Raw genomic sequence first — 11,663 nt, forward strand, 5'->3', positions numbered from 1 at the left:
CGTCTTCCTCAGACTGCAATGAATTCGGGATCGGCAGGAGCGTAGCCCGGGGCATATTCCATGGTCGGGCCTTGTGCGCGGATGCGCTCGCGAAGGCGAAGCGGCCAGAGAATGCCGTTGGTTTCCTGAACGTCGACGACGGCGACGTCAACGACCTCGTTGTCGGCATAGGATTTTTTGCCGATCGCCTCCAGCGCCGCAACGGCCTCGGCATGACGGGCAACGAGCGCCTCCTGCAGCGCGGTGGACCACTTCCCATTCGCATCCAGCCAGACGGCAATGCCGTCCGTCAGCCGGTTGGCGGTCAGAACCTTGTCACCCATATTCAGCTCCTTGCAAGTTCCTCGAGCCGGGCGTTTGCGCGCACCAGGGGCTCGGACAGTTCGAAATTGGCGCCGGCGACCGCATCGCCGATGATGACCATGACAGGCCCGGTCAATTCGTCGCGGTGCTGCAGATCGGGCAGATCGGCGAGCGTGCCATGCAGCAGGCGGCGATCAGCGCGGCTGGCATTCTCGATGACGGCGACGGTGGTCTCAGACGGAATGCCCGCCTGCATCAGCCGCTCGGCGACGGAGGCAGCAACCGTGCGGCCCATATAGACAGCGATCGTCGCGCCGGAGACGGCAAGGCTTGCCCAATCGGGCAGCACGTCGCCGGTGAGATCATGGCCGGTGGTGAAGACCAGCGAGGAGGCGACGCCGCGCAGCGTCAGCGGCAGCTCGAAATCGGCTGCGGCTGCGAAAGCCGAGGTGATGCCGGGCACGACCTCATAGGTGATGCCGGCAGCACGCAGTGCCGCCATCTCTTCCCCTGCCCGGCCATAGACCAGGGGATCGCCGGATTTCAGACGGACGACGCGCTTGCCCTGACGACCGAGATCGACCAGCAGGTCGTTGATCTCTTCCTGGGACTTCGAGTGGCAGCCCTTGCGCTTGCCGACGGAAAGCCGCTCGGCATCGCGGCGGCCCATATCGACGATCGCCTGCGGGACGAGCGCGTCATAGACGATGACATCGGCTTCCATCATCACGCGCTGGGCGCGCAGCGTCAGCAGATCCTCGGCACCCGGACCGGCGCCGACCAGCCAGACGTGGCCGGCCACCTTGTCCATCGCGTGCAGCAGCCGGTCGGCGGCATGCCGGGCCTGCGGCAGGTTCCCATTGGCGACCGCATCGGCAACGGCACCGGAAAAGAAGCGGCGCCAGAAGACCCGGCGGGAGACGCCTCTGGGAATCAGTTGTTCGACGGCCTTGCGGTAACTCGTCGCCAGACCGGCAAGACGGCCGAGCGAGGGCGAAAGAAGCTGGTCGATCTGCGCGCGGATCATCTGCGCCAGAACCGGCCCTGCCCCTTCGGTGCCGATCGCAACGGCGACGGGGGCGCGATTGACCAGCGCCGGCGTGAAGAAATCGCAGTAATCGGGCTGATCGACGGCATTGGCCGGAATTCTGGCGGCACGGGCGGCATCGACGATGCTGCGGTCGTCGGCTTCATTGCCGGTTGCGGCGAAGACGAGTGCTGAACCCTCGACCTGTTCGGCGGAGAAGGCAGCGCGCACGGTCTCGATGCGGTTGGCAATCAGGAAGGCGTGGTAATCGGCTTCCGGCCGGTCGGCATAGGCAATGATCCGCGCCTTTGTGTTCAGCAGCAGCCGCACCTTGGCGAAAGCTTCGTCGCCATTGCCGAAGACAGCCGTCTTCTGGCCTTCCACGCGAAAGAAGGCGGGAAATACCGAAAGCTGTTCAGTCTTGGGAGGCATCATCAATCCACTTCGAAGTTGCCGGAATATGCCCTTGATCGACAAGGGATTGAAGGAACAGAAATTCGAAAGCCCAAGCAAGCAGGTATTCTTTTGCTCGTGCCGTCAGTGATTTGAGAAAAGTCACCCGTGCTGCCAAAAAGCCGCATATTCCCAGCCCGCTTGCTGCAGCGCAGTATAAAGCCTGTGACAAAAGACGTCCACCGGTGCTTCACGCATTTCACTCGCGCCGCCAAGGCGATAGACTGAGGAAAACTGGAGGGCCCTCATGCCTGATAAGACCATTGCCTCCCGCCTGCTTCAGGTCATGGAAGACGATATCCTGCCGCTGACGGAGCGTGGCGTTTCGCTTGGCAATAAGGTGTTCGGTGCGGCGATCCTGCGGAAATCCGATCTTTCGCTTGTCGTCGCCGAGACCAATAACGAGCTGGAGAATCCGCTCTGGCACGGCGAGGTGCATACGCTGAAGCGCTTCTACGAGCTGGGCGACAAGCCGCCGACCAAGGATCTGATCTTCCTTTCGACGCACGAACCCTGCACCATGTGCATGTCGGCGATCACCTGGGCGGGCTTCGACAATTTCTACTATTTCTTCAGCCACGAGGATTCGCGCGACGCCTTCGCCATTCCGCACGACCTGAAGATCCTGAAGGAAGTCTTCGGGCTTGAACCCGGCGGCTACCGCAGGCAAAACGCCTTCTGGAACAGCTTTGCCATCGCCGATCTCGTCGAGACCGAGGAGGCTCCGCTGAAGACCGCGCTGCAGACACAGACCGCCCGCATCAAGGCGCGCTACGACGCGCTGTCGACCAGCTACCAGTCGTCGAAGAGCGCCAACGACATTCCACTGAACTGAGGGCCATTGAACTGAGGGCCTCTGAACTGAAGCCTGCTGAACCGAGGCAACATGGAACCTTCCAAAGACATTTCGCGGCTGATCGAGATCATGGCGGCGCTACGCCATCCCGAAACCGGCTGCCCCTGGGACATCGTGCAGAGTTTCGAGACGATCAAGACCTATACGATCGAAGAGGCCTATGAGGTCTCCGATGCGATCGAGCGTAGCGATATGGACGATCTCTGCGACGAACTGGGCGACCTGCTGCTGCAGGTGGTCTTTCATGCCCGCATGGCCGAGGAGGCGGGCGAATTTTCCTTCGGCGACGTGGTCAACGCCATCACCGCCAAGATGATCCGCCGCCATCCGCACGTCTTTGCCCGCTCGGCGGCGGATACGCCGGACGCGGTGAAGAGACAATGGGACGAGATCAAGCAGGCGGAGAAACGCGAGCGCACTGAACGGCGGTCACGGCGCGGCATCACCGAGGACTTCAACGGCGGTTTCCTCGGCTCCGTGCAGCGTAGCTTCCCGGCCTTGACGGAGGCACTGAAGCTGCAGGAACGCGCCGCCAAAGTCGGCTTCGACTGGTCGGCACCCGAGCCGATCCTCGACAAGATCGAGGAGGAGATCGGCGAATTGCGGGTGGCCCTTCGCGAAGGCGATCAGGCAAAGGTCAGCGACGAGCTCGGCGACCTGATCTTCGCGGTCGTCAATATCGGCCGGCATGTGAAGGCGGATCCGGAGCAGGCGCTGCGCGGGACGAATACGAAATTCAGGCGTCGGTTCAGTCATATAGAACAAGTTCTTGAAGCAGAAGGCGAGACGCTGGAGGCAGCCAGTCTCGAACGCATGGAAGAAATCTGGCAGGCGGCGAAAGCGATTGAAAGAGCTGTTACGTCGGGGGCTGAGTGAGCGGGACGTTGCCACATCTCCCTTCTCCCCGGCGGGGAGAAGATGCCGGCAGGCAGATGAGGGGGTGAGCGACGACAGGAGCGACTGCGCTGAGCGCAAGCGAAGGGCAATGAAGGGCGTGCCCCGTGGCCCCCCACCGACCGGGGTCGAGCCACGGGTCTCGACCCGTCCTTCGGACCCCCGAGGGGAGAAGGGAACGCCTTACCGCTCCCAATCTTCCTTTGAAGACTTCGGTCCAGTGCCGATGCGGCGTTCGAGTTCGGTCGCCTCGGTTTCGGAGAGGCGCAGATCGAGGGTGATCGTGCCATCCTCATTATCCTCGCGGCCGTCGACGATCGCATGATCGTAAAGCCAGGGCAGCAGCGCCAGCTTGTCGACCGGAAGGCGGATCGTCGCCACGGTCATCACGCCGGACAGCCTGCGGCTGATCTCTTCCATCAGCGTGTCGACGCCCTCGCCGCTGACGGCCGAAACCGCCACCACGTTGCTGGCGCCGGCCGATTTCTGCACCATGGCATCGTGCACCTCGGGCTCCAGCCGGTCGATCTTGTTCCAGACTTCGATCAGACGCTTTTCGGCTTCGGCTTCGTCGATGCCGAGGTCGTTCAGGATGCGCATCACGTCGGAGCTCTGCGCCTGGTTGTCGGCATCGGACATGTCGCGGACATGCAGGATGAGATCGGCTTCCAGCACCTCTTCCAGCGTCGCCCGGAAGGCGGCGACCAGATGGGTCGGCAGGTCGGAGATGAAGCCGACGGTGTCGGACAGGATGACGGTGCGGCCGTGCGGCAGCTTCATACGCCGAAGCGTCGGGTCGAGCGTGGCAAAGAGCATGTCTTCGGCCAGCACGCCGGCGCCGGTGATACGGTTGAACAGCGTCGATTTGCCGGCATTGGTATAGCCGACCAGCGCCACGATCGGGTGCGGCACCTTGCGGCGCTTGGCGCGGTGGAGCTGGCGGGTGCGCACGACCTGCTCCAGCTCGCGTTCGAGCTTGATGATGCGGTCCTGCAGCATTCGCCGGTCGGCTTCGATCTGGGTTTCGCCGGGGCCGCCCATGAAGCCGCCGCCGCCGCGCTGGCGTTCAAGGTGGGTCCAGCTCCGGACCAGGCGGCCCTTCTGATAATTCAGATGGGCGAGATCGACCTGCAGCGTGCCTTCCTTGGTGGAGGCGCGGCGGCCGAAGATTTCGAGGATGAGGCCCGTCCGGTCGATGACCTTGGCGTTCCATTCCTTTTCGAGATTGCGCTGCTGCACCGGCGTCAACGGATGATCGACGATGACCAGACCGGAATCGCGCTCATCGAGCAGCGCCTTGATCTCCTCGATCTTGCCGGTGCCGAGCAGTGTGGCCGGTCGCGGATCGTTGACCGGGACGATCGAGCCATTGACGACATCGAGGTCGATCGCCTGGGCAAGGCCCGTCGCCTCTTCGAGACGGCTTTCCGGCGTGCGGGTCGAGGCCGATTCACTCTGGCCGCCGCGACTGCGCGATTTCAGCACCGGCACGACCACAGTCGCGCGCATGTCGTCCCTGTGCTTGGCGGCCTCAGGGATGATCGAATCGTTCTTGGTATCGCGTGTCGAAATGACGGCTGATCCTGTTAGGACGCTGCTTCTTCGCTCTCGAACATCTGCATGGGCTGGCCCGGCATGATCGTCGAGATCGCATGCTTATACACGAGCTGCGAATGGCCGTCACGGCGAAGAAGAACACAGAAATTGTCAAAAGACGTAACAACGCCCGTGAGTTTCACGCCGTTGATCAGAAAGATTGTCAGGGAAATCTTTTGCTTGCGAACAGTATTGAGAAATAAGTCCTGAAGATTCTGAGAACGTTCCGCCATCGCGCCGCTTCTTTCTTTATTGCCGACCTGATCTGGCCGGTAGAATATCAATCAACCTCACCATGCGAAGACCGGGTGGCATCCTCGTTCCACCTGTCCAGCAAATCTTGGTATCAAATCGCAATCTTTTCCGCAACGTCGAAAAAGGCTTCGCGGACTTTCTGCGAAACGCTGCCCGGATGACCGTTGGCAATGGCCTGGCCATCGACGGAAACGACCGGAAAACAAATGCTTGTGGCTGCAGTGAGGAAGACCTCGCGGGCTGCGAGCATCTCCGAAACGGAGAAGTTCCGCTCGGCGATCGTCAACCCCAACTTGGCTGCGACATCCATCAGAGTGGTGCGGGTAATGCCGCGCAGAATGCCGTGTTCGGCCGGGCGCGTCACCAGCGTTCCATCCGGATCGACGATCCAGACATTGGTCGCCGCCCCTTCCTTCACCATGCCGTTGCCGTCGACATAGATCGCTTCCTGGGCGCCGGCCTCCTTGGCCTGTTGGCGGGCCATGGCATTCGGCAGCAGGCCGACGGACTTGATGTCGACGCGGTCCCAGCGGTTGTCGACAAGGGTGATCGCCTTGATGCCGTTGGCGTTCTTGGCGGCGATGATCTTGGCATCGGTGCTCTTGGCGGTGATAACAAGCGAGGGCGGCGTCCCCTCAGCCGGGAAGACATGATCGCGGCGGGCGACGCCGCGCGTCACCTGCATGTAGAAAAGCCCGTTGCGGACATGGTTGCGGCGCAGCGTCTCGCGAATGACCTGCGTCAGCGCCGCCCGGCTCATCGGCCAGGCGATGCGCAACTCACCGAGCGAACGGTCGAGACGGTTCAGATGGCGTGTGAGATCGACGATATAGCCGTGGCGCACCTCGCAGACCTCGTAGACGCCGTCGGCAAACTGGTAGCCGCGATCCTCGATATGCACGCTGGCATCGGAATGCTTGACGTAACGGCCATTCACATAGGCAATTCTCGGCATGGGAAACCTGGTCTTCCGGAAAGCAATATGGGCGCGGCGCAGCGTCGGCCACGCCGGAAACGATCAGACGCCGAGCGACTTCAGCTTGCGGTGCAGCGCCGAACGCTCCATGCCGACGAATTCCGCGGTGCGCGAGATATTGCCGCCGAAGCGGTTGATCTGGGCGATCAGATAATCCTTCTCGAACATCTCGCGGGCTTCGCGCAATGGCAGCGTCATGATGTGATAGTCGTTCTTGGCGGAAACCTTCGGCAGCATGTCGCCGAGATCGGTCGGCAGCATGTCGGCGGTGATCGGCGCATCCGGGCCGTCGGTGCGGGCAAGGATCATCAGCCGCTCGATGTTGTTGCGCAGCTGGCGGATGTTGCCGGGCCAGTCATGCGCCTGCAGCACCGCCATGGCGTCGTCGCCGATACGGCGCGGACGGATGCCGGCCTGCTCGGAAATCTGGCGCATCAGTTGATCGACGAGGAAGGGAATGTCCTCGCGCCGTTCGGCAAGGGCCGGCACACGCACCGGCACGACGGCGAGGCGATGATAGAGATCCTCGCGGAACCAGCCCTCGGCGATGCGGCTCTCGAGATTATAGGCGGTCGAGGAGATGATGCGGACATCGACCTTGACGCGCTTGGAACCACCAACGCGCTCGAACTGCTGGTCGACCAGCACGCGCAGGATCTTGTTCTGCGTCTCGCGCGGCATTTCGCCGACTTCGTCGAGATAGAGGATGCCGCGATGGGCTTCTTCGAGCGCGCCGATCTTGCGCGCCTGGCCGGGCGTGCCCTCGGTGCCGAACAGCGCCACTTCCATGCGCTCGGGCGTGATGTTGGCGGCGTTGATCGCAACGAAGGGGCCGTTGGCGCGGGCCGACTTCTTGTGGATCATCCGCGCCACCAGCTCCTTGCCGGAGCCCGACGCGCCGAGGATCATGATGCGGCTGTTGGTCGGCGCAACCTTCTCGATCGTCTGGCGCAGCTGCGAAACGGCGACCGAGGTACCGATCAGCTCCAGCGCGTCACCGGTGCGGCGCTTCAGGTCGGAAACCTCGCGCTTCAGTTTGGAATTCTCCAGCGCCCGTTCGGCGATCAGGATCAGCCGGTCGGCCTTGAAGGGTTTCTCGATGAAATCGAAGGCGCCGCGCTTGATCGCCGAGACAGCGGTCTCGATGTTGCCATGGCCTGATATCATCACGACGGGCAGTTCCGGATGGCGGGTCTTGATCTCGTCGAGCAGCGACAGACCATCGAGCTTGCTGCCCTGCATCCAGATATCGAGGAAGATCAGCCGCGGCACCCGATCGGAAATCGCCGCCAGCGCGCTGTCGCTGTCATGGGCCGTGCGCGTCTCGTGCCCCTCGTCGGAGAGAATCCCGGAAACGATCTCGCGAATATCGTGCTCATCGTCGACGACGAGAATATCAGAGGCCATAAACGCTTTCCTTGTCATTGGCTGCGGGAGCAGAAGGCGTCGGATCCAGGCGTGGCAGATGCACGCGGATCATGGCCCCTCTTCCCCGGTCAAAATCGGCAGGCGCATCATGCAGCTCGAGCTGCCCGCCATGTTCCTCGATGATCTTCTTGACGATGGCGAGGCCGAGGCCGGTGCCCTTCTCACGCATCGTCATATAGGGTTCCAGAATGCTGTGGCGGTTCTCCACCGGCAGACCGCGGCCATTGTCGATCACGTCGACGGTGAAGCGGTCGCGGGCGGTATCGAGGGCGGCGCGGACGAGAACCTTGCGTTCATCCCGCTCGTCGCTCGGAACGGCCTCGATCGATTCGACGGCATTCTTGATGAGATTTCCAAAAGCCTGGCCGAGCATGCGGCTGTCGAACAGGCCCTCCAGCGGCTGGTCGCCGAAATCCTGCTCGAAGGTGACGTGATGGTTGCCCATCTCGCGCAGGAAGATCGCGTCGCGCAGGATATTGCGCAGGTCGCTCGGCTCCTTGGTCGGCTTCGGCATGCGGGCAAAGGCGGAGAATTCGTCGACCATGCGGCCGATATCGCCGACCTGGCGGATGATCGTATCGGTGCACTGGTCGAAGACGGTCCGGTCACCCGGGTCGATCTGCTTGCCGTAGCGGCGCTGGATGCGCTCGGCGGACAGCTGGATCGGCGTCAGCGGGTTCTTGATCTCATGGGCGATGCGCCTTGCCACGTCGCCCCAGGCGGTCGAGCGCTGGGCGATGACGAGATCGGTGATGTCGTCGAGCGTGATCACGTAGGATTCGCTCATGTCGCGCACCTCCTCGCGGGTAACCTGCACACTCAGCGTCCTCACAGTGCCGCCGCGCACCAGCGCGATCTGCTTGCGGAAATCGCCGCGATAACGCACCGCTGCCTCGGTCAGCACGTGATCGACCTCAGGGGCGATATCGACCAGCTGCTTTCCGAGCATCTCGTCGGCCGATAGCGACATCAGCGTCTCGGCCGAACTGTTGACGATGGCGATGCGGCGGTCCTGCTCGACGCCGATGACAGCGGCGGTGACGCCCGAAAGCACCGCCTCGATGAAGCGGCGGCGGTCGTCGACCTCGTCCTTGGCCTCCAGGATCTCGTCGCGCTGGGTGCGGATTTCCGAGATCATCTTGTTGAAGGTGCGTGAGAGATTGGCGACATCGCCGTCGACGGCATGCACCGGCACGACGATGTCCATATTGCCCGATGCAACGCTGTCGGCCGCGGTGATCAGCAGGCGGATCGGCCGGACGATGCGGTCGGCGACGGCGATCGCCGTCCAGATCGCCGCCAACAGCACGATCAGCGCGAAGCCGATGTAGAGCACGGCGAAGGCGACCTGCAGCGAGAAGCGGTTCGCCTCCATCGAGCTGTATTCGGTGGCGTTCTCCTCCATCATGCGCATGGCACCCATGACCTTGGGATCGACGGCGCGCACCGTATAGAGAAAAGTGCCCTGGATGGCATCGAGCTTGATGATGGCGCCGACGAGATTGGTGACGCCGGGCGGGATCAGCGTCGGCTGGCCGGCAGCCGCCTTTTCCAGCGCGTCCTGTGGAATGGCCGGCAGCGGCTTTTCGGTGGCGATATCGGCCTGCACGATCACCGAGCCGTCGCGCTCGACGAGAAAGGCGCCGAGCAAGCCGCGGCCCCTCGCCTGGCGGGTCATCAAGTCGGCAAAACCCGTCCTGTCGAGGCTGTAGAGCGCACGGTTGCGCTCCAGGTCGTTGGCCATGGAGACCGTCTGCCCCTGCAGATAGCTGGCATTCTCCATCATGTAGGCCTGGCCGATATTGCGCGACGAGCTGACGATCGACTGGGTGCGCAGGGCAAACCAGCGGTCAAGGCCGGCATTCAGCGTGATGCTGGCGAAGATGGCGACGAGGATCGCCGGCGTGATCGCCACGATCGAGAAGAGCACGACGATGCGGATATGCAGACGGGCTGCCGCACGGCCGCGGGTGCGCGCCTTGAGCAGCCTTGCCACCTCGCGAGCGATCAAGGCCAGCAGCGTCAGGACAAAGAAGGAATTGACGATCACCGAGGTGATGACGACATGCGACGTCGGCGCGATCGGCGTCAGACCGAGCAGCACGAACAGCGTCGCCGTGGCGCAGAGAAGCGCGCCGCCGGCGAGCACGAGGCCGGGCACGGCAAAAAGGGCGCGGCGATCGGTCACCGTCGTCACCGTCTCGCCCGCCGCCGCCGGCGATACCCCATCCTGCGTCATTCGGCCTCTCTTCAGACGGCATCTGCCGCCCTCGCCATCCGATCGAAACCAAGGAAACGCCGGCTTAAAAAAGCCAGCGTTGCAACGACTCGATCGGGAGCGAATGTCTAAACCCTTGCGTGACCTTTAAGCAACGCATTGTGGCGAAAATGCAACGCATCTCGTCACATTGTCAAGCCGCGCTGACCTTGTCCATCACAATGAGCGCCTTCAGTTCGAAGGCCCGGTTCGGCAAGCCCTCGCTCCATTTCGCAACGGCGATCAGGGCACGGCGGGCGGTCGAAAAAGAAAGCGGAGTGATTTCCCAGGTTTAATCTCGGCGGACGGACAATGACGATGCGCCGTCATCTCGCCGACCGGCATGCCATACGCCTTGAAATGCACGGTTCTTGGAAAGTCCGATCCGCTTACCGATCGCACCGACGATAGCCTAGGACCTATTGCAGATCGGGTTAGGATCGGCAGCCCTCTCGGGTTGGTAAAGCCGTCCTCCAAGGTTCGGACTGCCGCCAGGCGCGGATTACCGCGACAGGCAATTTGATCCAGCGCAACGCTTGAACCCGGCATTCATCGTAATAACCATGGAGGATAATGCCTCAAAGAGGAGATGCAGAATGTCCATGTTCAGACTGCCAACTATCACTCTGCTGGCCTTGCTCGGTGCCATGGGCATCGCGTCCGCCCAGACGAAAAGTCCAGACTTGGCCCAGTCGGAGGCTAAGCCCGAGGCCGAAGGATCGGAAATGATGCCCGGCATGATGGGCCGCAACATGATGTCATCGGGCATGAGTGAAGGAATGCGCATGATGGGGCCAATGCGCGGTCATATGATGAAGATCATGTTCGTCATCGCCGATAGTGATGGGGACGGCGCAATTTCTTTCGAAGAGTTGACCGCAATCCACAAACGCGTCTTCGACGCGGTCGATGCAAACAATGACGGCAAAGTCACACCTGAAGAAATGCAGGCGTTTATGCAGGACATGTGACCGGAGGCTCGGCATTTGTCACCCCGCGTCAGACCGAGAGCTGATCTTGATCCGGATCAATGCAACGGACCCACGACACGCCTAGGTTTGCTTGCGGCGGAGGGAATCGCTCGTTTTCTTCGATCAGGGGGCGAGATTGGCAGCAGAACAATGTGTCGGTCACGAAGATGAAGCCGACTGGAGAACGACCATGCAGAAGCAATCCTCCTCGCAACCGAGGCAGCATATCGAAAAGCACAAGGCGATCCTTGACGAACGCCGGCATGAGTTGGAAACCCGCCTGCGAGCGATCGAGCATGATTTCGAGCAGCCTCGCAATCCTGATGATGACGATCGTGCCGCTGAGCGAAATAACGATGAAGTCCTGGAAGAACTCGGCGAGACCGGACAAAAGGAGCTCCTCGCCGTCCAGGCGGCGTTGGACCGGATTCAGGCTGGAACTTTTGGCATCTGTGTAAAATGTGGCAAGCCGATCGCCGAGAGGAGGCTTGACGCCGTCCCCCACACACCTTTCTGTCAGTCTTGCGCTCAGTCGATTTAAAGCAAGGTCACCGCGCTCTGCGATCTGAACCCTTCCAAATGACTTAACTTAACGGCCGTACGTCAACCGCTCGCGCCTTGACAAAAGCTGGTTCAATGCGGCTGGA

11 protein-coding genes are annotated in these 11,663 nt (G+C 62.0%); 4 read left to right on the forward strand and 7 right to left on the reverse strand.

Going from position 1 to position 11,663, the window contains the following annotated elements; all coding sequences use genetic code 11:
* Positions 1 to 8: 8 nt before the first annotated feature.
* Complete coding sequence (locus C3Y91_RS15810; protein WP_018073504.1) at positions 9 to 323, reverse strand: DUF2849 domain-containing protein; 315 nt, start codon at positions 321 to 323, stop codon at positions 9 to 11.
* Positions 324 to 325: 2 nt separating this feature from the next.
* Positions 326 to 1,762: a siroheme synthase CysG gene (cysG, locus tag C3Y91_RS15815; RefSeq protein WP_026171009.1), complete on the reverse strand. Its 1,437-nt coding sequence runs from the start codon at positions 1,760 to 1,762 to the stop codon at positions 326 to 328.
* A 268-nt stretch (positions 1,763 to 2,030) separates the two neighbouring features.
* Here cysG and C3Y91_RS15820 point away from each other — a divergent pair, with 268 nt between their 5' ends.
* Positions 2,031 to 2,618 (forward strand): deaminase, encoded by a 588-nt coding sequence (locus C3Y91_RS15820; RefSeq protein WP_018484754.1) that lies wholly within the window; start codon positions 2,031 to 2,033, stop codon positions 2,616 to 2,618.
* 51 nt (positions 2,619 to 2,669) lie between these two features.
* Positions 2,670 to 3,515 (forward strand): nucleoside triphosphate pyrophosphohydrolase, encoded by an 846-nt coding sequence (gene mazG, locus C3Y91_RS15825; protein ID WP_018073501.1) that lies wholly within the window; start codon positions 2,670 to 2,672, stop codon positions 3,513 to 3,515.
* Between the two features lie 201 nt (positions 3,516 to 3,716).
* Here the strand turns inward: mazG and hflX are convergent, their stop codons facing one another.
* From hflX to C3Y91_RS15850, 5 genes are all read right to left on the reverse strand, one after another.
* Positions 3,717 to 5,042, reverse strand: coding sequence for a GTPase HflX (gene hflX, locus C3Y91_RS15830; protein ID WP_018073500.1), 1,326 nt, complete (start codon positions 5,040 to 5,042; stop codon positions 3,717 to 3,719).
* A gap of 77 nt (positions 5,043 to 5,119) precedes the next feature.
* Complete coding sequence (gene hfq, locus C3Y91_RS15835; RefSeq protein WP_003539403.1) at positions 5,120 to 5,362, reverse strand: RNA chaperone Hfq; 243 nt, start codon at positions 5,360 to 5,362, stop codon at positions 5,120 to 5,122.
* A 113-nt stretch (positions 5,363 to 5,475) separates the two neighbouring features.
* Positions 5,476 to 6,339 carry a D-amino-acid transaminase gene (locus C3Y91_RS15840; protein ID WP_024320726.1) on the reverse strand — a complete coding sequence of 288 codons (864 nt, stop codon included), beginning with the start codon at positions 6,337 to 6,339 and terminating at the stop codon, positions 5,476 to 5,478.
* A 63-nt stretch (positions 6,340 to 6,402) separates the two neighbouring features.
* Entirely contained in the window at positions 6,403 to 7,767 is a 1,365-nt protein-coding gene (gene ntrX / locus C3Y91_RS15845; RefSeq protein ID WP_011651865.1) for a nitrogen assimilation response regulator NtrX, read from the reverse strand.
* Positions 7,757 to 10,027 carry a sensor histidine kinase NtrY-like gene (locus C3Y91_RS15850; RefSeq protein WP_018073498.1) on the reverse strand — a complete coding sequence of 757 codons (2,271 nt, stop codon included), beginning with the start codon at positions 10,025 to 10,027 and terminating at the stop codon, positions 7,757 to 7,759. The genes ntrX and C3Y91_RS15850 overlap by 11 nt, the downstream gene beginning before the upstream one ends.
* 614 nt (positions 10,028 to 10,641) lie before the next feature.
* Between C3Y91_RS15850 and C3Y91_RS15855 the strand changes: the two genes are divergently transcribed.
* Positions 10,642 to 11,016: an EF-hand domain-containing protein gene (locus tag C3Y91_RS15855; protein ID WP_226532149.1), complete on the forward strand. Its 375-nt coding sequence runs from the start codon at positions 10,642 to 10,644 to the stop codon at positions 11,014 to 11,016.
* Between the two features lie 190 nt (positions 11,017 to 11,206).
* Complete coding sequence (locus C3Y91_RS15860; protein WP_130655325.1) at positions 11,207 to 11,557, forward strand: TraR/DksA family transcriptional regulator; 351 nt, start codon at positions 11,207 to 11,209, stop codon at positions 11,555 to 11,557.
* Positions 11,558 to 11,663: the final 106 nt, after the last annotated feature.

This window comes from Rhizobium ruizarguesonis (assembly GCF_012349115.1).
In the GTDB taxonomy this organism is placed as follows: Bacteria; Pseudomonadota; Alphaproteobacteria; order Rhizobiales; family Rhizobiaceae; genus Rhizobium; species Rhizobium ruizarguesonis.

Coding starts and splice junctions, on each gene's coding strand:
- C3Y91_RS15810 (WP_018073504.1), bottom strand. CDS start 323: ATGGGTGACAAGGTTCTGACCGCCAACCGGCTGACGGACGGCATTGCC.
- cysG (WP_026171009.1), bottom strand. CDS start 1,762: ATGCCTCCCAAGACTGAACAGCTTTCGGTATTTCCCGCCTTCTTTCGC.
- C3Y91_RS15820 (WP_018484754.1), top strand. CDS start 2,031: ATGCCTGATAAGACCATTGCCTCCCGCCTGCTTCAGGTCATGGAAGAC.
- mazG (WP_018073501.1), top strand. CDS start 2,670: ATGGAACCTTCCAAAGACATTTCGCGGCTGATCGAGATCATGGCGGCG.
- hflX (WP_018073500.1), bottom strand. CDS start 5,042: ATGCGCGCGACTGTGGTCGTGCCGGTGCTGAAATCGCGCAGTCGCGGC.
- hfq (WP_003539403.1), bottom strand. CDS start 5,362: ATGGCGGAACGTTCTCAGAATCTTCAGGACTTATTTCTCAATACTGTT.
- C3Y91_RS15840 (WP_024320726.1), bottom strand. CDS start 6,339: ATGCCGAGAATTGCCTATGTGAATGGCCGTTACGTCAAGCATTCCGAT.
- ntrX (WP_011651865.1), bottom strand. CDS start 7,767: ATGGCCTCTGATATTCTCGTCGTCGACGATGAGCACGATATTCGCGAG.
- C3Y91_RS15850 (WP_018073498.1), bottom strand. CDS start 10,027: ATGACGCAGGATGGGGTATCGCCGGCGGCGGCGGGCGAGACGGTGACG.
- C3Y91_RS15855 (WP_226532149.1), top strand. CDS start 10,642: ATGTCCATGTTCAGACTGCCAACTATCACTCTGCTGGCCTTGCTCGGT.
- C3Y91_RS15860 (WP_130655325.1), top strand. CDS start 11,207: ATGCAGAAGCAATCCTCCTCGCAACCGAGGCAGCATATCGAAAAGCAC.